Origin of the sequence: Nocardioides salarius (genome assembly GCF_016907435.1) — a bacterium.
In the GTDB taxonomy this organism is placed as follows: Bacteria; Actinomycetota; Actinomycetes; order Propionibacteriales; family Nocardioidaceae; genus Nocardioides; species Nocardioides salarius.
Map to the genome: position 1 here is coordinate 4,236,331 of NZ_JAFBBZ010000001.1, position 22,035 is coordinate 4,258,365.

Annotated in this window: 16 protein-coding genes and 1 pseudogene; 8 read left to right on the forward strand and 9 right to left on the reverse strand. The window is 64.9% G+C overall.

The window, feature by feature from the left end; translation table 11 throughout:
* Nucleotides 1-65: 65 nt before the first annotated feature.
* Nucleotides 66-986 (reverse strand): DUF4268 domain-containing protein, encoded by a 921-nt coding sequence (locus JOE61_RS20350; RefSeq protein WP_193671156.1) that lies wholly within the window; start codon nucleotides 984-986, stop codon nucleotides 66-68.
* A 788-nt stretch (nucleotides 987-1,774) separates the two neighbouring features.
* On the opposite strand from JOE61_RS20350, the gene JOE61_RS20360 reads away from it, so the two are divergent.
* Complete coding sequence (locus JOE61_RS20360; RefSeq protein WP_193671155.1) at nucleotides 1,775-2,491, forward strand: hypothetical protein; 717 nt, start codon at nucleotides 1,775-1,777, stop codon at nucleotides 2,489-2,491.
* Here the strand turns inward: JOE61_RS20360 and JOE61_RS20365 are convergent.
* A protein-coding gene (locus JOE61_RS20365) for an IS3 family transposase (protein WP_372440070.1) occupies nucleotides 2,462-3,879 on the reverse strand; the annotation gives its coding sequence in 2 pieces (ribosomal slippage) (nucleotides 2,462-3,639 and nucleotides 3,639-3,879; 1,419 coding nt in all). The two genes, JOE61_RS20360 and JOE61_RS20365, sit on opposite strands and share 30 nt — an antisense overlap.
* Nucleotides 3,880-4,026: 147 nt before the next feature.
* On the opposite strand from JOE61_RS20365, the gene JOE61_RS20375 reads away from it, so the two are divergent.
* From JOE61_RS20375 to JOE61_RS20390, 4 genes are all read left to right on the forward strand, one after another.
* Nucleotides 4,027-4,488: an ImmA/IrrE family metallo-endopeptidase gene (locus tag JOE61_RS20375; protein WP_323741332.1), complete on the forward strand. Its 462-nt coding sequence runs from the start codon at nucleotides 4,027-4,029 to the stop codon at nucleotides 4,486-4,488.
* Nucleotides 4,485-4,964 (forward strand): hypothetical protein, encoded by a 480-nt coding sequence (locus JOE61_RS20380; protein WP_193671014.1) that lies wholly within the window; start codon nucleotides 4,485-4,487, stop codon nucleotides 4,962-4,964. The genes JOE61_RS20375 and JOE61_RS20380 overlap by 4 nt, the downstream gene beginning before the upstream one ends.
* Before the next feature lie 409 nt (nucleotides 4,965-5,373).
* Nucleotides 5,374-5,925, forward strand: coding sequence for an ArsR/SmtB family transcription factor (locus tag JOE61_RS20385; RefSeq protein WP_193671016.1), 552 nt, complete (start codon nucleotides 5,374-5,376; stop codon nucleotides 5,923-5,925).
* 23 nt (nucleotides 5,926-5,948) lie between these two features.
* Complete coding sequence (locus JOE61_RS20390; protein ID WP_204797325.1) at nucleotides 5,949-7,169, forward strand: MFS transporter; 1,221 nt, start codon at nucleotides 5,949-5,951, stop codon at nucleotides 7,167-7,169.
* A 201-nt stretch (nucleotides 7,170-7,370) separates the two neighbouring features.
* Here the strand turns inward: JOE61_RS20390 and JOE61_RS20395 are convergent, their stop codons facing one another.
* A complete protein-coding gene (locus JOE61_RS20395; protein ID WP_193671017.1) occupies nucleotides 7,371-8,345 on the reverse strand; it encodes a hypothetical protein in 975 nt (324 codons plus the stop codon).
* A 202-nt stretch (nucleotides 8,346-8,547) separates the two neighbouring features.
* Here JOE61_RS20395 and JOE61_RS20400 point away from each other — a divergent pair, with 202 nt between their 5' ends.
* Nucleotides 8,548-10,290: an SIR2 family protein gene (locus JOE61_RS20400; protein WP_193671019.1), complete on the forward strand. Its 1,743-nt coding sequence runs from the start codon at nucleotides 8,548-8,550 to the stop codon at nucleotides 10,288-10,290.
* Between the two features lie 58 nt (nucleotides 10,291-10,348).
* On the opposite strand, the pseudogene JOE61_RS20405 reads toward JOE61_RS20400, so the two are convergent.
* A pseudogene (locus JOE61_RS20405) lies at nucleotides 10,349-11,695 on the reverse strand (IS256 family transposase).
* A gap of 320 nt (nucleotides 11,696-12,015) precedes the next feature.
* Nucleotides 12,016-13,149, reverse strand: a complete 1,134-nt coding sequence (locus JOE61_RS20410; protein ID WP_204797326.1) for a hypothetical protein — start codon at nucleotides 13,147-13,149, stop codon at nucleotides 12,016-12,018.
* Nucleotides 13,150-13,422: 273 nt separating this feature from the next.
* Between JOE61_RS20410 and JOE61_RS22655 the strand changes: the two genes are divergently transcribed.
* Nucleotides 13,423-14,565, forward strand: a complete 1,143-nt coding sequence (locus JOE61_RS22655; RefSeq protein ID WP_204797327.1) for a protein kinase family protein — start codon at nucleotides 13,423-13,425, stop codon at nucleotides 14,563-14,565.
* Nucleotides 14,566-14,626: 61 nt separating this feature from the next.
* On the opposite strand, the gene JOE61_RS20420 is transcribed toward JOE61_RS22655, so the two are convergent.
* Nucleotides 14,627-15,439: a hypothetical protein gene (locus JOE61_RS20420; RefSeq protein WP_193671021.1), complete on the reverse strand. Its 813-nt coding sequence runs from the start codon at nucleotides 15,437-15,439 to the stop codon at nucleotides 14,627-14,629.
* Between the two features lie 247 nt (nucleotides 15,440-15,686).
* On the opposite strand from JOE61_RS20420, the gene JOE61_RS20425 reads away from it, so the two are divergent.
* On the forward strand, nucleotides 15,687-17,759 hold the full coding sequence (locus tag JOE61_RS20425) for an ATP-binding protein (RefSeq protein WP_193671023.1): 2,073 nt from the start codon (nucleotides 15,687-15,689) through the stop codon (nucleotides 17,757-17,759).
* 308 nt (nucleotides 17,760-18,067) lie between these two features.
* Here the strand turns inward: JOE61_RS20425 and JOE61_RS20430 are convergent, their stop codons facing one another.
* Genes JOE61_RS20430 through JOE61_RS20440 form a run of 3 tightly spaced genes read right to left on the reverse strand, consistent with a single transcriptional unit; the run spans nucleotide 18,068 to nucleotide 22,022 of the window.
* Nucleotides 18,068-21,178, reverse strand: coding sequence for a LysM peptidoglycan-binding domain-containing protein (locus JOE61_RS20430; RefSeq protein WP_193671025.1), 3,111 nt, complete (start codon nucleotides 21,176-21,178; stop codon nucleotides 18,068-18,070).
* Complete coding sequence (locus JOE61_RS20435; protein WP_193671027.1) at nucleotides 21,175-21,606, reverse strand: TadE/TadG family type IV pilus assembly protein; 432 nt, start codon at nucleotides 21,604-21,606, stop codon at nucleotides 21,175-21,177. Before JOE61_RS20435 ends, JOE61_RS20430 begins: the two co-directional genes overlap by 4 nt.
* On the reverse strand, nucleotides 21,603-22,022 hold the full coding sequence (locus JOE61_RS20440) for a TadE/TadG family type IV pilus assembly protein (RefSeq protein WP_227492369.1): 420 nt from the start codon (nucleotides 22,020-22,022) through the stop codon (nucleotides 21,603-21,605). Before JOE61_RS20440 ends, JOE61_RS20435 begins: the two co-directional genes overlap by 4 nt.
* Between the last annotated feature and the right edge of the window lie 13 nt (nucleotides 22,023-22,035).

Consider the following 22,035-nt stretch of genomic DNA (forward strand, 5'->3'; position numbering starts at 1 on the left):
GCTGACCCGAAGGGGGTCGGGCGGATTCGCGGCGGAATGACTCAGAAGCGCGCTGCGCCAGATCCTCAGGATGCTGACTCGAGAGTCGCGCGAATCTGCTGCGTTATCGGACGGAACTTCGCCATGGTCGAGATGAACCAGTCGATGTAGTCGGCACGCGAGTCGACGTCCAGCACGTCGCCATGCAGCCGGTCAACATGGATGCGGCACGCCTTCTTGCCAGGAAGGGCGTCGTACTTGATCGACTCGCCGAACTCGACGTCTAGCAACTCGCGGTACTCGAGAAAGCGCTCAAACTCAGCAAGGTTGACGGCAGCGTCCGAGGCACCGAAGTACAACTCAACGCGAGGACCGGCGATCGTGAATGCCATCCCGTACCAAATGTTCGAGGTGCCATACGGCAAGGTGATCCATGACTGCGTCGAAGCAGCTGTAGATTTCGTCCAGGCAGGGTGCTCGGAGCGGATACGCGTGAGCAACTCGCTCCAAAATCCCTGATACGCCAGAGACTTCGGCGACAGAGAAACGGCAGCCCTCTCCGTGTGCAGCTGCTTCGTCCAATCGTTGGGTTTGGCGACGACGCGGAATAGCGGCGCGGGACGCGACTCATCGATGCGCACGGCAGCGATCTCGACGCCGAAGAAGCGGGTTTCTTCGTCAGTGTGCTCGTTGAGCCAGTCGAGGGCCGCCCGATGTTCCTCGCGGAAGCTGGGAGCGCACCAGACGATCGTCGACGGGTCTGTCCCGCCGGCATAAGTGAGGAGCTGCCCGAGGTGGGAGTGGTCTGTTTGCTCCAACTGGTTCTCCACGATCACGACGGTATTGGTCGCGAGATCGGTACCGATGAGATCCAGCGCGAAACCGCCAACCCTGCGCTCGGCTTCGGTCAGCTCCAGATCCATCCCGAGAGCGTCACCGAGCACGTCCGCGTTCTCGAGGAGCCACAATGTGAAGTCGTGCGCCTCGTGCTTCCAGATGCTCCTCACCGCCACCGTCGTGAGTCGGCTTAGGCTCTCCGTACTTGAAGTCATCAGGCTCCTCTCTAACGCCATACCGGTCGCTCACGCTTCCACATCCGGGGATTTTGACACGGAACGAGCTAGCCCGGCTGCACAAATGGGCGCCCGCAGGCGGCGAATACAGACCACCCAAGCTCCGAAACGCGACGATGCCAGTGCTCGCACCTAGCTTGCTGGGCTTCGCTATCGCTGGATCAGCGCCATAAGGGTCATTCAGAATGCCAATTGGTCTGTCTGCCCCGCTCGCGGCGGTGTGACGCGGTAGATGGGTGCCCACGGCCCTGGTTGCTTGCTGGCTCTGCTACGCACGCACGTGCAACCAAGCTGCGGAAGGCCATGACCAGCTCGCCTGGGGTGTCTACCCTGCTCGCGTGGCACTGACTTGCCCTACATGCGGGGACTGGCTAATCACCCTCCCGAATGATGACCCGGCGTACGGAGCCCCCGAGCTCTACTTCTGCGAGACCGCTGGGGCGGCCCACATCCCCCTTGGGTGGACGCCGAACGATGCCGTTCGGGCTGACGAGTGGGACTCTGACGAGCTCTGAGAGCACCCAGGCGTCGGCAAGACGCTGCCCTTGTTCCGCCCCGACTGCCACCGCGCCCACCCGTGCGCTCCGGCGCGGGAACGATCGGTGTCGCGTGCCGGAATCAGCGCGATGGCTGTCATTTCGTTCGTTTTTCCCCGTCGCCCCACGCCGGTCGTTTACCTTGCGGACGGCAAACGATCGTGAGAAAGCGCGCTGGGAGGAATGGTGGCGATGGGCGTCAGAGTCACCCTCAACGGCACGCAGGTGCCGATTGAGCGGGACGTGTTCATCGCGTTGTTCAAGAACTCCGTCGTCTCAAACTATTCCGGAGTTCGCCGAGCTCTGGACGGTAAGCCGCTGGCGTTCAAGGAGTTCCTCAAGCTTTCCCGCCAGGCGGAGGTCCCCTACCCGCTGTTCTTCGCGCCAATCGACGTCGTCGAGGCACAGGTACGGCTCAAGACTGAGAAACTCATGGCGGGATTCACGAAGCCGTCATTCTCGATGCACTCTCGCCACAAGGTTGAGCTCCGCGACGTCGAGTTGATCGTGAAGGACCTCCTCCGCAAGCAGGAGTTGCTCCGCAGGTACGACAGCAGCTTGGCCAAGAATGATCTAGTTGGGCTTCTCAAGAAATCGCGTCAGTCTCCCTCGGAGGATGCCGGCCGGCTAATGGAGGCGATCGGCTTTGCCCGGTCCGAGATCCGTGCGGCGAAGACCAAGGAGGCAGCACTTGATCTCCTGATCGAGCGACTGGAGGCCAAGCAGATCCTCGTCTCCCGGAGCGCACTCCACCACATGCCTCAGGAGATGCCGCGCCACGTCAAGTTCAGCGGCATGACGATCAAGGATAAGAAGGTTCCCTTCATCTTCCTGGCCGCGCGGAAGATGTCAAGCAGTCTGAGACACGTCTCGTCACGCGGTCTGTATGAGGGCCTCCGGTGATGGCTGGTTGATCCAGGCGGCCTGGGGGAGCTTCGGGGCCTGGGGTCGGCGGGTGCCGAACCGTTCGGGGTGAGCGGCGTGGGCTGCGTCCAGGGTGTGCTGGCGCTGGGCCCGGATCTCGGTTGCGGTGCCGTGGTGGACCGACGCGGGGGTGTGCAGCCCGATCCCGGAGTGACGGTGCTCGTGGTTGTAGTAGCCGAAGAAGTCCTCGCAGAACGCTCTCGCGTCGGCCAGCGAGCCGAACGCCTCGGGGAAGACCGGGGCGTACTTCAGGGTCTTGAACATGGCCTCGCTGAACGGGTTGTCGTTGCTGACCCGCGGCCGGGAATGGCTGCGGTCGACGCCGAGGTCGAGCAGCAGCTGGGCGACGGGTTTGGAGGTCATCGACGTCCCGCGGTCGGCATGGATCGCCTGAGGGATGCCGTGCACGCCCATCGCTTTCTCCAGCATCGTCTTGGCGATCTCGGAGTCCTCGACAGCCTGCACGGTCCAGGCCACGACGTAGCGGGAGTAGATGTCGAGCACGACGTAGAGCTGGAACCAGATCCCGCGCTGGGGGCCGCGGACCTTGGTGATGTCCCAGGACCAGACCTGCCCCGGCGCGGTGGCCAACAGCTCGGGCTTCGTCTTCGCAGGATGGGTGGCCTGCCGGCGCCGCTCGCCGGCCGCACCGTGGGCGCGCAGCAGCCGGTGCATCGTCGACATCGAGCACAGGTAGGTGCCCTCGTCCAGCAGCGTCGCCCAGGTCTGGGCCACCGACTTGTCGCAGAACCTCGGCGAGGTCAACACCTCCAGCACCTCGGCTTGCTCGGCCACGGTGAGCGCGTTCGGCGGCCTCGGACGCGACGGCTTCGGGCCGTGCAACCGAGGTTGCTTGGCGCGGTAGTGGCTGCCCCTGGGTCGTCCCAGCAGCTCACACGCCTTGGTCACCGAGGTCAGCTCGGCGAGCTCGTCGACGGCAGGGTTGATCACCGTCCGGGCGGCTTCGGCGTGCCCGTGCTCTCGGAGAGCGTCTCCAAGAGCGCGTGTGCTTTTCCCACGATGTCCAACGCGGCCCTCGTCCTGGCCAACTCGGCCTCGGCCTTTTCCGCACGGGCGCGCAACTGTTCGACCTCCCGATCCCGCTGCCGCTCGCGACGGTCCTTGGCCTGGGGGGCCAGCGCTGAGGCGGCGCCAGACTCGGCGGCCTTGCGCCACTCCACGATGTGGGAGGAGTACAACCCCTCCCGCCGCAGGATCGCACCGCGCTCGCCGCGGTCGGCAGCGTCGTAATCGGCCAGGATCTTCGCTTTGTACTCGGCGGTGAACGTGCGTCGCTTCGGACGGTCTGCTCTCGGGCTCACCACCCCATCATCGATCCGGGCAGCATCAGCCAACGTCATGGTCATCAGGTGTCTCGCTTCTCGCCCGTGCAGAGGGAAGGAACTCAGTAGCGGTGTCTCACCTCAGCCTGACGCACAGGGGCGGGCGACGAGGGCGAGCATCTCGAGCCTTCTGGAAGGAAGATCTTTACCCTTACCCTGCTCACCGTTCTGATCGCCCAAGACACGTTCGCGCCGGTTAACTACGACGGTCACACCAAGGACGAAAGCTCGCCGCGGGCCTACCAGATCACTGCGGAGATCCTCATGCCGGAGAAGGCGGTGCGGGCTATGAGCTTCCCCGATCTGCAGTCTGTGAGAGACGCTGCTGAGGAGTTCAAGGTGACTCCGAGCGCCGTCGCCATGCGCGCGCGGAGGCTCGGCCGCATCGATCGGGACACGTTTACCAGCTACATGGACGAGCTCCAAGCCGAGTACGACGACCGGCCTAAGAAGATCCTGTCCAACGCCCGCCCGGTGAACGCGCTCAAGAAGTACAACGGCGTCGAGTGCTCACGCCGGATGCTCGGCATCCTTAACGCTGGACACATGAACCCGACGGAGTTCCGACGGATCATGCTCTTCAACAAGATCTCTGCCTCCCAAATCAGCGACTATCGAGAGGCAGTCGGATGAACCGGACCTTCTACTTGGTAGACAACAACGCCCTCCTCGCGCTCAGGCGCGAACGGGTGAGGTCCACGTACTTCCGCACTCACTGCAGAGTCACCGCAGACGTCCTGCGGGAGGCACAAGAGCACCCAGACCGGGAACTCCTTGCGTCGAATGCCTACGACCTCACCCCGACTGTTCTCGATGGAATCCGAACCGTGATGAAGACCGTTGAGGTCGGAGACACCAGTCTCGTTGACCTCTACGGCAACAAGGGGACAGCCGATCCCGGGCTGGTCGCCTCCGCGCTGGATGCCCTCGCAGCCGACGAGGGAATGCTCTTCCCAGATGCATGGGTCATCGTCACCAACGACCGCGCCGTTGAGGCGATGGCCAATGCGCACGGTGTACCGACAATGAAGCCCGCCTGCCTCGCAACACTCATCGATAAATCCCAGGCCCCGCTCGTCGGCGTCACCGAGTCTGACGACCGCGGATGAGGCCCGGAGCGAAGGTGTTATGCCTCCAGAGAATCCCGGGGAGCACCGGCGCACCGGCGCACTGGTAGGCAATGTCGAGTTCGTGTGGCGGAGGTCCGCCTGCCAGGCGGCGGAATGACCGCACCCGGGAGTCCGCAAGCTGTACTGGTTTTCTGGCGCCGCCAACCGGAGGGGCCGCCGGAGCTCGCCATCAGGACGAGATGGCCCAGTTCCTGCTCGAGACCCGTGCGCCGCTGCTCTTCCCTCGATGATCTCGATCTGACCTTGTGGCTCCCGCCGCGGCGGAAGGGGGCACCCCCGTGACACGAATCGCGGTCTGAGTGTGGGTGGCAGTCAGGGCTGTCCGCTCACGGCACCGTTGATTGCAAAGGCTATTTGCAAAACGTCCTTGCAGTTATACGGTCTGCTGATGGGCCGGTCTTCGATCACTCCCAACTCCGCCGGACTCAGGGCACTGAGTCATCCCGTTCGGCTGCGCATGCTCGGGCTGCTGCGAACGGAGGGACCGGCCACGGCCACTTCGTTGGCACAGGACCTGGGCCTCAACACGGGTGCGACGTCCTACCACCTGCGCCAGCTCGCCGAGCACGGCTTCATAGAGGAAGAGACCGAACGCGGCAACGCGCGGGACCGTTGGTGGCGCGCCGTGCACGAATCCACTCGAATGAGCACGGGTGATGCAGAGCCCGAAGCCGAGCAAGCCTACCTCCAGGCGGTCGCGCTCACATATGGCGAACAGCTTTCGCGAGCAGCAGCGGAGCGACCGTTCTTGCCGAGCGCCTGGGATGAAGCCGTGACCCTGAGCGACTGGCCACTACGGCTCAAGCCCGCCGCCGCACGCCGCCTCCTCGAAACCCTGATCGAGGTCATCGAGAACACGCCTGACGACCCAGACGCGGATGCCACGTACACGATCCAGCTGGGTGCCTTCCCGCTGCCGGGGCAAGGACTCGAAGAGTGAGACGCCCGCTGTACGGGTGGCTGGTGTCTGACGCCATCTCGCTTACCGGCACCAGGATCTCGATGATTGCGATTCCGTGGTTCGTCTTGACTGCGACAGGGTCCGTCACCCAGACCGGCCTTGTCGCGTTCGCGGAGATACTTCCGCTCGTCTTGGCGAAAGTGCTGGGCGGACCGGTGATAGACCGCCTTGGCGCTCGGCGCGTGGCGGTCACCTGCGATGTGGGCAGCTTCTTCGCGGTGGGCCTGGTGCCGCTCTTGCATTGGCTTGGGTGGCTGAACTTCCCGCTTCTCCTCGTCATCGTCGCAATGGCGGGCGCCCTGCGCGGACCTGGGGACGCTGCGAAGGACTCCTTGACCCCGGCAATCGTCGCCTCGGCCAAGGTGCCTATGGAGCGGGCGACGGGTCTCGCGTCCGCGGTCGAGCGCGGTGCGGGCATGGTCGGCTTCGCCCTGGCAGGTGTGCTCGTAGTTGCGGTAGGGCCAACCACCGCCCTGGTCGTAGACGCGATGTCTTTCCTCGTTGGTGGCGCGATCTTGGCTTGGGCCACGGTCGGATTGCCGCAAACCGACCGCGTGCAAGACGTTCACGAATCGCCGATGCGGTTTTGGCTGTCACTGCACGAAGGCTGGACCTACCTCCGTCACGAACCGGTCCTGCTCGGCCTCTCAGTGATGATCGCCATCACGAATCTTCTCGACGCCGCATGGTCAGCGGTCCTAGCCCCGGTATGGGCCATTGAATCTGGCAACGGCGCCGGATTCCTTGGCTTGATGTTCGCGGTCTTCGCAGGCTGTTCGGCCGCAGGGTCTCTCTTCGCCTCGGCTTACGGTGAGCGACTGCCTCGCTTTCGGACCTACCTCCTTGCCTACCTAGTCTGTGGACTCCCGCGCTTCGTGGTGATGGCCGCCGACTCTCCGCTGTGGCTCATCATGCTCATCACGGTCACCGCCGGAGCTGCCTCCGGATTTCTCAACCCCATCCTTGGTGCCGTCTTCTTCGAACGGATCCCCAGCGGATTGGTGGGCCGCGTCTCGTCCCTCTCGAGCTCGATGTGTTACGCCCTGATGCCATTCGGGGGCCTCGTTGGGGCCACGCTCATCACGGGTGTCGGTCTCTATCCCGCCTTCATCGTGATCGGTGTCGCATACCTCGCGGTCACCATGGCCCCGGCCTTCGTACCTTCGTTTCGGCAGATGAACCGACAGAGCCAAGACGCCATGGAGACTCACACGGCGGCGTGAGCGCACCGGGTGGCTTCCCAAAGACCCCGATGGAACGGCAACTCGATGCTCGCATCCGCAAGCAGGTCGGCAAAGGGCGGGCGCCGACAGGCGGCGGTGAGACGCAGGATGCCTGCCGCTCTCATCGCGGCAGATCCAGACGTACTCCGTGGCAGCAACGCAATGAGGATTTAGCAGATACGTGGTCGTCGACGGCGACCGTCACGGTGCGTTGAGTGCTCTACCCCAAGTGGCTAGGAGTGCGTCCTTATCGCGTTGGTAGCGACGGTCCGCTTTCGTTTGGCTTGCCCATGCAAACCTGATGCGGATCGAGTCGATGGCGTTCACAAGGCTTAGCACGACGCCGAGAAGACTGAACGCGAGGGTCGGTGGGTCGAGTTGGGCGGGCACCGGAACGATGACACCCCCGAGAGAGGGGTCTGCGGGTGCGTCGTCGGAGAAGGACTGCAGCACACCGATTTCTGTGCCGTGAACCGAGGCCGAGAGCGCGCGCATGGTGAACGCCGGGATGCCTCCCGCTTCGCCGGCCGTATAGATCTCCGCAAGGCGCATGGTCGAGAGGCGTCCCGGTGTGCCCTCTACTCGTGGGCCCCGGGTCTTCTTGTTGCTGGGGTCGCGGTCAGTGATCACCTCGCCTACTGCTTCAGCTCGATCGTGAGCTTGCTGAAGCAAGTCGCTCTCGGTCAGGCCGAGGTCGTCAGGGGTGAGGCCCGCTGTTGCGATGACGTCGCTGTTGAGCAAGCCTTGCCTTCTGTACCCGGACTCCGTGATGGCGTACAGCCATTCGTTCAAGCGACGTTGGATGCGGTCCTCTGACGTGGCTGTCTCGTCCAAGAGGTGCTGCGCTCGAAGCAGATGCTCGGTCGCTGTGCGGGCGAGCGTATGCGGCAGTAGTGCCCTGCCGGCGGAGATGCTTTGAGCCGTGGCCGCTACATGTTCGAGTCCCGAGTGGAGGAGCGTGATGGCTTGCACGTCTGCTTCGGTCAAGGTGCGAGCTCGCATGTCGATCGCTGCAGCGCGCCACACCGTGGCTGTTTCGGAGTCGCTGTTGGGGCGCCAACGATTATCCTGGCCGAATCCGCTCGCCGCCCCCGCGCATGCGCGAAGGCTCGAACCGAGTTGCGCATTCGAGACGTGGAAGGCGTTGGCTGTCTGTTTCGGCTGCACGGTCTTCAACGTACGCACAGGTTCCGACACTCTGACGCTCGTGCCAGGCGCGCCCCTCTGGCCGCCTCGCGGTGGAAAGACGTGGCCCCGCGCTCACGTCGCCCGACCGGTTTCGGGAACGTCTCGGCGGAACCGCCGCCAAGAGCTGACGTGGGTTTCTCGTTTCGGGATCGGTGTCCCATGGGAGCATGTGGCACCAAGCCTCGACCGGATGGAGTTACCCGAGTTGGCCGACGACGACCGCGCACATAGCGCCGGCTCGAGGGGCGCCGCCCCGGTCAAGAAGCAGGTCGCTAAGAAACTGACTCCGACCACCGGACCCGCGTCCGAGGCTCCTGTTGGGCCTCCCGGCCTGGCTTTCACGGGAGAGTTCCTCGCGCAGCTGCGCGAGCACAACGCGCTCCCGTACCTGTTCGTTGGCAGCGGCGTCTCGCGGCGCTACCTCGGGCTGCCCGATTGGGAAGGAATGCTGCGGCACTTCGCCGACGAGATCGGCGAAGACCTCGACTTCATGCTTGCCTCCGTCAACGGCGACCTCCCCGCGGCCGCTGGCGAACTTGCGCGGGTGTTTCACCCGGTCTGGTTCAAGCACCGCCGCTACTCGGCTCAGCGCAAGGAGTACAAGGCAGAGGTCCGCGATACCGAGGCAGCGCTGAAGGTCGCGATCTCGACGTACTTCAGCGAGCGGTCACGCCTGCAAGCCGGCGTCCCTGGCGTCGACAACGCCGACCTGGCCGTCGAGCTCGACCTTCTGCGCAACAGCATCGTCGACGGTGTCATCACCACTAACTTCGACGACCTCACCGACGAGCTCTTCCCCGAGTACACCAGTTACGTAGGTCAGGACGAACTCATCCTCTCGGACGCTCAGTTCGTCGCCGAGACCTACAAGATCCACGGCAGCAGCCGACAGCCGCTCAGTCTCGTCCTGACGGCTGGCGACTACGCCAACTTTCACAATCGCAACAGCTACCTCGCGGCGAAACTGCTGACCATCTTCGCCGAGCACCCGGTCATTTTCTTGGGCTATAGCCTCGGTGATCAGTACATTCGCGACATCATCGCCAGCATCGCTGCCGCAGTCGGCCCGGACCGCCTCGATGCACTTCAGAAGCAGATCTACTTCGTCGACTGGAATCCCGACCCGGACACCGACCCGACAATCTCCCAGTTCTTCATCGAAGTCCTCCCCGGCCACACTCTGCCCGCGCAACGCATCGAGATGCACTCGTTCGCGCCGCTGTTCGCTGCACTAACACAGCTTGAACGCCCCTTTCCCGTCCGCGTCCTGCGCGAACTAAGCAAGCACGTCTACGACCTCGTCGCCCACCCCAACCCCGAACAGGCACGGGAGACGGTCCGCGCAATCCCGTTCGACTCCAAGGCCGCCGACGACCTCCGCGTCGTGTTCGGCGTCGGATCTTTCACCGACGAGGACGTCGAACAGCTGGCCGACATCGGTGGAAAGACCCTCGAGCGCGAAGACCTCGCTGAGGACGTCCTAGGAATCCGCACCCGCCCCCTCGCCGCCACCAACGTCCTACGGGTCGTCCTGCCGCAAATCGTCAAGTATCGCGGCAACGCGCGAGTCCCCGTATTCAAGTACCTCCGTGAAGCTGATCTCATCGACAACGGAAAGCCAAAACTCGGCGGCCTGGACGAGTCGGTCAAGGCGCTCATCAAGCAGTCCCTGGAACCTGGGGACTACAGCAAGAAGCGATACGCCAGCAACGTCATGGGCGTCCTCACCACGCCTCGCGAGGTCCTCGACAGCGACTATCCGCTGTACTTCAAGATCGACTGCCTCCTGTGTCTGGATCCGGCCGGCTTCGAACTCGACGAGCTACGGGACGTCCTCGTCGAAACCTACGCATTGCTCGCCGATCTCACGGTCAACGAGAAGAGCGGCCTGTTCAAGGCCATCGCCCGCTACGACCGCCTCAAATACAGCTGACCTGGCTGGCAGCGAGCCAGGGTCTGTCCGACGAACGGTGTAAGCAGCGATTCCATTGCTAGAGGTTCTCCGCGGCCGGCATCCGGTCCGCGAAGGTGATGGCGAAAGCGTTGAGTGCTGGCTTCCACCTCATCGTCCATCGTGTCTGACCGGTGCCTTTGGGGTCTAGCGATCTGGTGACACATGTACAGGCACTTCATCGCTGCCTGCTCGGTCGGGAAGTGGCCGCGCACCGTCACGGCGCGGCGGTAGCGGGCGTTCAACGACTCGATCGCGTTGGTCGAGCACAGCACCTTGCGGATCTCGGCGTCGTAGTCGAGGAACGGGGTGAACTGCTCCCACGCCGATCGCCACAGGCCACTGATCGCGGGGTAGGGCTTGCCCCATTTCTCGTCGAACTTTTCGAACGCCCGCCAGGCCGCCTCGCGGGTCGGTGCCCCGTAGATCGGTTTCAGGTCCGTGGCGATCTGGCCCAGTACTTCTTCGAGGCGTAGCGGAAGGTGTTGCGGATCAGGTGGATCACGCAGGTCTGCACGATCGCCTGGCCGAACACGGCCCCGACAGAGTCGGGCAGTCCCTTGAGGCCGTCGCAGATGACGAAGAAGATGTCCTCCACGCCGCGGTTCTTCAGCTCGGTCAACACCTGGAGCCAGAACTTCGCTGACTCCCCGCCACCGGTGCCTGCCCAGATGCCGAGGATGTCCTTGTGACCGGCCAGGTCGACACCGATCGCGGCGTAGATCGGGCGGTTCCCGACCTGACCGTCGCGGATCTTCACGTAGATCGCATCGATGAACACCGCGGCGTAGACCTTCTCCAGTGGCCGCGAGGTCCACTCGGCCATCTCGGCCACGACCTTGTCGGTGATCCGCGAGATCGTGTCCTTCGACAACGACGCCCCGTAGATCTCGGCGAAGTGGGCGCTGATCTCGCCGGTGGTCAGACCCTTCGCAGCCAGCGACAACACGATCGTGTCGACATCGCCCAGGCGTCGCTGACGTTTGGCCACGATCACCGGGCTGAAGGTGCCCTCACGATCACGCGGGACGGCGATCTCGATCGGCCCGACGTTGTCGGTCAGGACCGTCTTGGTCCGGACCCCATTGCGGGAGTTCCCGCTGTTGCGGCCGGCGACCTCGTGCTTGTCATAGCCCAGGTGCTCAGCCATCTCCTCGTCCAGAGCGGTCTCGATCACCGTCTTGGTCAAGACCTTCAACATGCCATCAGGGCCGGTCAACGCGACTCCACGAGCCCGCGCGGTGCGGACCAGCTCGCGGGCGATCTCGAGCTCCTCAACAGATGGGTGAGCAGACCCCTCGAACCCAGGGTCATCGTCCTGCGCAACGTCCGGCGGTGACACCGCCACATCCTCTGGAGGGCTCACAGAACCCAGTGTTTCGGTCATCGTGACTCCATCTCGCCAACCAGCAGGTCAGCGTGTCGAGCCACTTACACCGTTGTTCGGACAGTCCCCATCATGAAGGTGGGGCGCGAAGGCGGCGGATAGATGCCCTTGGGGAGGCTAGATCGCGGATCCGGACACTCGATCGAGCGCCCGACGAGCGTCTGGCATGCGCGACGAGCGGGTGAAGATCAGTGGTGCACTTCCGACGACCGTCAACCCTTGCCCTGTTTGTTCGTGTGCGCTGGGCAGTGCGACGTCGACGGCAGCCTCGTCGCACTGCCCAACACAGCTCTGGCCCGCCACAAGCCAGGTCAGGTCGTTCAGGTCACAGGCAGCAGGCCCCAGTCGCGGGTCGCTCGTCCAGGAGCGAGGCGCCACTCGTCATCGCACTTGCCGCAGGCGATCTGGAGGTCGTGTTCGCGGAACCCGGGGACGTTGTCGTGCTCCTCGACGATCTGTCCGTCGCCGCATGGGCACCGGTATCGGTAGCGCTCGACGGTTCCTGCGCCGGCGCCGTACCCCGCGACGTTGTCCGAGTCGCTGCTGATGAGGTCGGTGCGAACGGGCTCCGCAGTCGGCGACGCATTGAACCACTCAGCGATCGCGGACACGCCAGCGTCGTACGCGGCCGGCGACGGCGTCACGTCGTACAGGATGCTCAACAGTTCGCTGGGGGTGCGGGCGATCCGGTGGTCGCTGTCGTGCACGCCAGCCCGGTAGTCGCCCGCGAAGTCCCCCACCGGGTCATCGCGCTCAGCCTGGGCGGTCAGCCAGTCGTGAAACGGAGCCTCGACTTCGGCACGGGTTGGGCGAATCCACGCAGGGCCTGCCGGGCGACCAGCAGCGCAGTCCCCGAGCGCTGCCTGAAGGTGATCGAACCCGGCCGGGCGGTGGTGGTGGCCGCCCGGCGCAGTCCGGCCTGAATCGATTGTGCGCCGAACGTAGTCGTGCTCGCGCTCAGAGATACCGATCAGCAGGTTCAGGCTGCCGCCGTCCGGCTCGACCATGTCGAGGCCGAGCGCTGCTGCTGCCCAGATCAGGCGTCCGTTCGACACGTAGCTGCAGTGCGGGTCGAGGAACCTCTCCGCAGTGTGCTTCAGCCGGTAGCTGCTGACCTCGGGAGCTGTCCCTGCCGGGGTGGGCGTGAACATGCGGAGCACGTCGACGACCAGGGCCAGCCTGACGTAGTCGGTCTTCCCGTCGAACCGCCACGGCTCGTCGGCGTAGAACCCGTTGTCGCTGAGGATGGGACCGTCGGGCTCGGCCCCGACCAGCTCGTGCTTGTCGAGGACAGCGATCAGGTGCCGTGCGCTGACTCGGTCGCCCAGGAACCCCTGGGCGTACGGGGAGGTGATCTGCCGAAGCGCGGCAGTGTACTTGATGCCGGTGAAGTCTGCCCATGCTCGCGCGTCCTGCTGGACTTCGCGGTTCTCGGCGTGGTTGGTGGAGGACATCTCAATCTCTGTTCCCGGGCTTCACAACCCACGCTTGCCAGCCCTGAATGAGAGAGATCTCGAATCGACTGGAACCTCATTGCTGGATCGGCACCCGTTGTCCTCGGCGTCGTCGTCGCGTGGGGACTCAGACTCGGAGAGAGGCAGTCCAGCCCGCCTCGTCCTGCAAAGGTATCGGGGAGGCGTTCACTCGTCCACCGAGCTGGCGGCGCGCCGGAGAAGTACAGATCCCGCGAGTCAGTGGATGGGAACATCCAGGCGAGAGGAGGAACCGTGGCTGGCAACCCGCACGAGTACATGCTCGCTGACCTGCGCGCCGACTACGCGGCAGAGTCGGTGCCGCCGCGAATCACCCGGCTGTACGAGGACGACCCCGAGTGGGGACACATGTTCGGGGTCCTGCACAAGCAGCTCAACCAGCACTTCGACGACATCAACCGGCGCATCGGCAACCACTACTGGGCCGACAACAGCCGCGACCTGATCCGGCTGACCGAACAGATCGAGCAGGACCTCCACACGCTGCGCCGCGGCGGCATCGAGGTCGAGTTTGACCCCGTGTACGAGAACGCATTGGAAGCCTGCCGCCCCTGGCTCTCACCGAGCGGCGGAAGCCCAGTTCCCGAGGACTTCGCCAAGATCGAGGTCGAGCGGTTCAAGCCCGTCCTGACCCGGTCCACAACGGCGGTCAAGCTCACCAAGCAGAGCGAGCCTGCCCTACTGCAGATGGTCGGAACCGGGTCCTACGCCACGGTGTACTCGTACGTCGACCCCGACTACGAGATCAAGTTCGCGTTGAAGCGCGCGAAGAAAGACATTGGGGAGCGCGACCTGATCCGGTTCAAGGCCGAGTTCGACTACATGAAGCGGCTCAGCCACCCGAACCTGGTCGAGGTCTACAAGTACGACGACGACCGCAGCGAGTACCGCATGGAGTACTGCGACGAGACCCTGCGCGACTTCATCCGCAAGCGCAACAGCACGCTCGAGTCCGCCGTCCGCAAGAACATCGCCCTCCAGTTCCTCAGCGCCATCAGCTACTTACACCGCGAGGGCATCCTCCACCGTGACATCAGCCTGCAGAACATCCTCCTCCGCGTGTACGGCAGTGGCGAGGTCCAGGTCAAAGTCTCGGACTTCGGCCTCGCCAAGGACCAGTCGCAGGCGTTCACCCTGACCAACACCGAGATGCGCGGAACGATCCGCGACCCCATGCTCACATCGTTCAAGCACTACGGCGTCGCCAACGAGCTGTACTCGATCGCGTGGGTGCTCTCGTACGTCGTGACGGGCCGCGAGTCACTGATGCCGGTCGGAACTCCGCTCGGCGACATCATCCAGCGGTGCGCTCACCACAGCGTTGGAGACCGCTACGCGACGGTGGACCTGCTCATCGCAGCCATCGCAGCCATCTAGCGCCATCACTCCCGGGATCTGCGCGCGAACGCGGGTATTGCGACTACCGAACCGATCCCGGCTAGTCGTCGTCGAAGTCGAGCTCGGCCTGGCTGGCCATAGCCTCGCGCATCGCGTCGTCGTCGTACTCGACCTCGACAAGCTCCGGGCGCATCTCCTCGGGGCCTGTTCCGAAGGGTTCGGAAATCGCGACGAGGGAGAGAAGCCAATCGCGAGCTGCCCTAAGCATGATCGGGTCTGTAGTCCAAGTGCCCATCTCAAGGCTCTGGCGGGAGCTGCGGGTGAAGTTCGCAGAGCCGATCCACAGCCGTTCGGCACGGAAGCCGATGATGTCGGCGACGCCGCCAGCGGGGTGTTCATCGGTCCAATACATGTGCCCAAGCAGCATCATCTTGGCGTGCAGGATCGGCACCAGTCGCTCGCCAACCTTACGAAATCCGACTTCACGGACGGCGCCGAGCTCGTGTGTGTCCCAGTCGCGAGACCAAGGCCCGATCAGCAGCGGCCGGCCGTGCTCCAGAGGCGCTACCTCCGACAGTTCGTGGAAAGCACGCTGGGCTAGGCCCGTGGTGGTGGACAACTGGCGCAACGTCTCAGCCTGAGGCTTGTCGTAGTTGCGTGCCGGTTGCTTGGTGATCACCACGCACGCGTTCGCCATCTTCTCAAGAACGGCGATCAGCTCGGGGTCGTCCATGAACATCGCGCATCCGATCGCGGCTGGACCCCACATGCGCTCGGTGCGTCGCAGGGCGGCAGCCTTTTCGAGTTCACTCACGAGGCGGTCGAGGACATTGAGACCGAAGACCGCGTCGTTCGTCGAGGAGACCGCACTGCGGTTCAGTCCCGCAGGAAACGACCAGGCTGGATCATTCATGGCCCCACCATCATCGTCGAACTCTTGACGGCATCGAGCATGAGGGTGGTCGGCGCTTGCTGACGTCGAAGCGGGGCCGACAGGGCCGAGCGTCAGCACTCACGTGAGATGCAGCGCCAAGTCATAGCCCCAACCGCGCCGTCTCCCTCGCGCACACCGAGGAGCTCCTTCTCCTCTTTCGGTGAGATAGACGAGGTGAGATTGACGATTGGACACGCCCGCCTCGTCAGAACGAGATACTGGCCCGATGCCCCGGATGAGCGTGGTCTTCACCGCCGACTACATGCGACAGATGCGCCTCACGCCCCAACAGGGCCTGCTCGAGTTGCTTCACAACGCTTTCGACGCTGACGCCACCCGCGTCGAGGTCGCCTTCGAACTTGCGGAGGGGCCACTAAATCCCATTGAGACGATCTCTGTGACCGACAACGGCGTGGGCATGCGTGTGGCCGACGTCGAGCAGAACTTCTGCCCGATGGGAACCTCGTGGAAGCGTAGGAACTCAGTCAACACGACCCCGAGTGGACGCGATCTGTTTGGCAGGCGCGGTCGTGGACGGTTCGGCGCCTTCGGGCTTGGGGAGCTGGTCACATGGACCAGCGTCACTGACGACGAGGATCCCGAGCGGCGATGGATCACCCTGGTCGTGTGGCGAGGGGATGAGGAAGCGTTCGACGGCGACGAGGAACTCGTAGGCAACGAGCTACCGAGTCGGCCAGACCTCCCGCAACAGGCCAGGGAGCAGGGCGACGCGGAGCGGCGCCCTGGCCTGGCAGAAGCCGGCCCCGAAACTCGGTCGTGGCGAGGCACCCGGGTCGAAGTGACTCACGTCGCGCAGGCCTGCGAACGCCTACGCACAGTGCACACGCGCAACATCGTTGCGGATCACTTCTTCAGCTACCTGCATCGATACCCGGGTGTGGAACTCATCTACGACGGTGTGCCGATCTCGCCCGACGATCGCCTCATTGAGCGTTCCCCTCTGCTTCTCGACCCAGAGGCCATCGTTAAGCACTTGCCCGATCTGCCTGCGGAGTTGGCGGACGCGCCGATGACGTTGGAGATCTCGGAGTGGGAGCACAACGTCACAGCCGCGCTTCATCTGGCGGATGAGGCCGGGTGGACCGTTAACACCATCCCGACGCGTGTCAATACCCCGGGCATCTCCTATAGCGCAAAACTCCGGTGGGCAGGGAGCCGCGAACTCGCAGGCGCCGACCTCGAAGACATGGACCACGCCACGCGGGCTCTGTTGAATGTGGTCCGCAGGACTCTTCGCCAACACTTCGAGGTGCGAGCAGATGATGCTCGTCGTGCGCTTCTTGATGAGTGGCGAGCCGAGGGGTCATATCCCTACACGGGCGACCCGGCCACCTCGGTGGACGAAGCAGAACGAGATCTGTTCGACATTGTCGCCGTCACAGCTGCGCCTGCGTTGAACAGTGCGGACGCAGCAGGGCGCCGCTTCGCGTTTCGATTGCTCAAGGCAGCGGTTCAGACTGACGCCTCGGCGCTCCGCAACGTTCTCGAGCAAGTCGTGGGGCTTGGCGAGGAGGATCTCGCGGACCTGGATGAACTCCTGGGACGAGTCCCGTTGACTTCGATGATCGCGATGCAGCGCACCGCTACCGACCGGATTGCCTTCTGCGCGTGGCTTGAAGCCTCTCTGACAGTCGACGCCTGGGTGGAATCCACCACCGAACGCGGCGGGCTCCAGGAGTACATCGAGTCGAACGTGTGGATCTTCGGTGACGATTGGCAGACCGTCATCGCTGACAAAGCGCTTGCGACTGGCCTCAGACGCCTGCGCGAACTCGATTTGGGTGACTCTGACGTTTCGACGGTCCTAGACGCAGACGGCCGCCGAGTGCGCGTCGACTTGCTGCTTTCGCGGGCTCGAAAGTCCTCGGGTCGGAGACAGAACTTGGTGGTGGAGCTGAAGCGCCCAAGCCAGAAGCTGGGGAAGAAGGAGCTCGACCAGCTCGACAACTACGTTCAGACCGTCATTGCGGACCCGCAGTTCAACGACGGTCGAATCGACTGGACCTTTGTCCTCGTCGGCCTGACGGCCGACGAGTTCGTAGACCGGAAGCGTACGGCTGACGATAGGCCCGTCGGGCGAGTCGACAAGCAACGGACAGTCAGCGGGGCCACCTACGAGACCAAGGTGCTGACGTGGGCTGAAATCATTGAGGATGCCAAGACCAGACTTGCGTTCCTGGCCGAGCACATCCCCGATTTCCCGACCCATCAGGACATGTCCGACTTGAGCGCTTTGCACGCCACTATCGCAACGGTAGGCACATCCACAGGCGCCTGAGCGTGCGGGGCCCGCATTGTTGAGACGTCTGAGAGGCCGACTTCGCGTGACCGGCCCAGACGTGAGCCGACCGCGCACTGCAGCGGCACGAGCGGTGCTTGAAGAGCTCTCGGCAGTCATCCGAACAGGCCGCGCAGGTTTGGCAGTGTCATTCGGCAGTCCGAGGCGGTAGGTATCGAGATGCACGGGCGGACCGGACTGGTGCCCACTACTTCCGTAGCCGCGGAACAGTTGCGTCATAGTGGGCGAAATGCAGCAAGGCTCGCGGCCGGGAATTCGCGATCTCCGCTGCATCGCGACGCCCGGAATCAGGTGGGCGGAGGACGCTTGGAGTTCCCCCAGCCCTCCTTGCCGACGATGTCGCCCGTTCTCTCGGGGAGGTCGATGGGCGGGAGGTAGTCGTCAGTGCGGTTGAAGACGTCGTCGTTGAGCATCTTCTCGACCGCCTCGCCGTGGCCCTCGGCGGCGGCGACCTTCACCAGGTCGAGCCGACAGTTGTCGTCGTAGGGCGCGGCCTCGCAGGCGGTCTCGGCAATGGTTCGCGCCACGTCGAGCTCACCCTTTGCGAGCGCGTCGACGACGAGGAGGTGCGCGGTGTCGACGATCGCGCAACCGACAGTCTCGTGGACCCGTTCGGTGTCGAGTAGCCAGCTCCAGCCCTTGTCGCGTAGCAGGCTGAACGGAAGCCCCTGGACCAGGGACATGGCGGTCCGCAGGTCCGTGATGCCCTCCGCGCCGCGCGCCTGGCCGCGGGCACGCAATCTCCGGAAGAGGTCCAGGTCGACGAGCACGTCCAGCACTTGATAGGTCTTCACGCCAGTCTCCACGTAGACGGGCGATTCATTGGCTGGCGGCAGGTAGGGGCCGCCGGTGCGAGGGTTCGTGCCGAGCCAGTCGCGCAGTGCGCTGACTTCTGTCCTGGCCCGAGACGCGGCCACTCCGAACGTGTCGGCCATCTCGCTGGAGGTGACGCCCTTGGGGTGCAACGCGAGATAGGCGAGGATCTCGACGAAGTAGGGTCGGCGCTTCAGAATGACCGGCTTGGCCTCGCCGTACGCTTCGGCGTTCACCGCGCCGAGGAGGACCAGACGAGGGCGCTCCACTTCGGCGTCGAACCAGTCGGCGACGTCCTGGTCGAGGGTCGGATCGGCTTCCTCGACCGTGCGACGGACCTGCTCTGGCACGACCGGGGCCAGAGTCTCGACATCCTCGACGGTGGTCGCGGCAACCTCGACGTACTCTCCGGCCGATTCGGGCAGGAGTGAGCCTTCGCCAGCAGGTCCCTCCTCACGCACGTCGGTCAGCTCTTCGCGGAGGGCGCCGGCCTGGTCAACGAGTGCCATCCAACCGTCGGCGGCCTGCTCGAAGGGCGCGATCTTGACCGGCTCGCTGTCGCGGGTGAGGTCGACGATCGCAGCGCACGCCTTCGCCTCCTCGCTGGTCAGTCCGGCGGCTTCGAGGTCGAGTCCGAGGGAGGGCGCACGCAGACGCCCGGTCGGATCGACCTCGATGACCGTGGATGCGGGGAGGGGCGCAGCCAGGGACACCAAGGCCGCGCCGATCCGGGAGGTCGGCGAGTGAAGGAGCGGTGCAAGTTCGCCCGTCCCGTCGCCGGTCGTGATGACCACGCCGTACGGGTCGGGGTCTTCCCAGCCGTTCTCCTGCGACGCGGTGAGGGAGCGGACCAGAGAGGGGACCACCTGCTCGCCGTTCTCGTGATGACGCAGGCGGAGGCTGTCGAGCGGAGCGAGTTCCTCGCCCAGGCCGATCACGTTGACCTCGACGATGGCCGACCACGGGTTGAGGGCGAGTTCGGCAGCGATGTGTCGCGCGAGTGCCTTGCCGCGCTCCGGGTCACCGGCCAGTGCGACGACGCAGAGTTGCTCCAGGTTCACGAGGTGGAGGCCGTCATCGTCCTGCCCGATGGTGACGAGCAGTGGGTAGGGCGGCAGCACGTCGCTGCGCTCGGGCAAAGCTTCACCGAGGGCGAGGCGCCAGTCGGAGCCTGCGCCAGTCCACGGTCCCGGAAGGTCTGCGTCCTCGGCGAGGTGCAGGGTCACCGTGCCTTTGGCGAGCGTGGCGGTGACGACCTGGGGCAGCGCTCGTCCTGCGTCCGAGCACTTGCCGGCGAGGTGCATGAGCGCCCGGTCGAGATCCTCGATGACCTTGGTCAAAGGCGCCCCCGCGACGAAGGCGGTCTTCTCGACCGCTCGGAGTTCCTCGGGAGGAGGGGCGATGGTCTGCCCGGGCCGGCGGTAGCGGAGTTGGGTGTTGCGGTGCGCGCGTACGGCGAGCAGCAGCAGCGACGCGAGAACTGCGCCCGCCCCGGTGAGGCCGGGCATCAGCCAGCCGGGTGCCGACGACTCGACGTCGTCTGCCTCGTCGGTGCTGCTCACGGCAGGCGTGGGTTCCTGGTCCGCCGACTCGGTCGGCTCAGTCGTCGGCTCGACAATCGGGGGCTCGACCGGCGGGGTCACGTCAACCGGTGGTTCGACCTCGACGGGTGGCTCCTCCGGGACCTCGGCCTTGTGCTTCGCCCGCCCGGGAATGGTGATCTCCCAACCCGGCCGGATCAGGTCCGGGTCGGTCAGCGTCACGCCGTCGGGCTGCACGGTGTCGCGGGATGCCTCGAAGAGCTCGGGGTAGCGCATCGGGTCGCCCAGCCTCGCCTCGGCGATCTCCGACAAGGTGTCCCCAGGCTGCACGACGTACTCCTCGGTCGGACGGTCGGCGTCGACCTCGGGATCCTCGTTCGGCACCTTCAGCACGGTGCCGGACACGATGAAGTCGGGGCGTCCGTTCAGGACCCCCTTGTTCAGGTCGACGATCTCGGTGAACCGGGTGCCATCGCCGAGCAGGCGTTCGGCGATCTTCCACAGGCTGTCGCCTCGTTTGACCGTGTAGTCGATCGTCGTCCTCACCGTCGTTGGCGAGTCTGCGGTGGCAAGGAGGGGCGCAGCCTGGGGGAGGAGAGGCGCAACCTCGACGGCTGCGAGTCGCGGCGCTTCGAGGACCGGCGCAGTCGCGGCGCGGGCTGGCGGAGTCTGGAACGCCGCGACCACGGTGGGAGCAGCAACGAACAGCAGTGCTGCCCCCGCGACCAGTTGGCCCACCACCCGCTGTGGAGCGCCGAGTCCAGGCAGTGTCGGAGTCGGAAGGCCTCGGACTTGAGAGACGACTTCCAGGACGACGGAGATTGCCACGACCAGCCATGCCACCCACGCCACCGTCGCGATGACGACCATCGCGAGTGTCCCGTCGTCGGGGCTGGTCAGCAGGCTCCGAAGCGAGCCGAGGTCGGCCCTCCAGGGAGCGCCGCCGATACCGATGAGCAGGAACGGCACGCCGGCGACGAGAAGCAGGAGGGTGAGCGTGGCCGCGAGACCGCGAACTCGCTGGGCAAACGTTGGCTGGGTCATTGTTCGCTCCCTCCGAGGCTGCGGATGAGTCGTGCCGAGGCGGTGCTGGTGACGGTCAGGTCACCGATGCCGATGCCGATGACGCTCAGGAACTTGGGTTTGTAGGTGTCGGTGACATCGACCGTGATGGTGTCGCCGCCGGTGATGGTCACGGCGCCGGTGACGCCCGAGGCGCTCAGGTAGTCCTCGGCCGCGTTACGTGCCGCGACGGTGTCCACCGCGACGTACTCACCCTTGATGGCGGGCGCGGCCTGCACCTGCTCGCCGCCTGTCCGGGCGGCTTCGGCGGCGATGTTGTGAGCACGCTGCTTGGCGTGGACCTGTCCGCCGAGGTCGACGGCGAGTCCGACGAGCATCATCATCACGAAGCTCGTCACCGCCAGCCAGATGCTGATGGAGCCGCGTTCACCGCGAGCTCGGTGCGTCATGCCCGCTCCCTCCAGGTGTCCAGAGGCGAACTGCTGGTGGCCTTGATCAGGCGACTGCCTGGGACGCCCGGAACGGAGAGGTCGGCTAGATCAAGAAGGCACCCGACGGTTGCCGAGACCGACCCGGCCTCGCCGACGGTCTTGCCGAAGTCGGACACGTCGACCGTCACCGTGACGCTGAGACAGTGAACGTCTTGGTTGGCCAAACTGGCCTGCGCCGCGGCCTTCGCCTCGCTCGTCGCCTCGGATGCCGTACGGGCGATCGAGGCGGTGCGGGCGGCGTCGGCGGCAGCGGACTCGACGGCCGAGTGGGTGGTGGCGGTGCGACCACCGAAGATGATGAGACCGACGAACAGCACGAAGGCAGGCAGGCCAACAGCGGCCTCGACCGCAGCCGAGCCCCGCTCGTTCCTCATGTGCGTCCAAGCC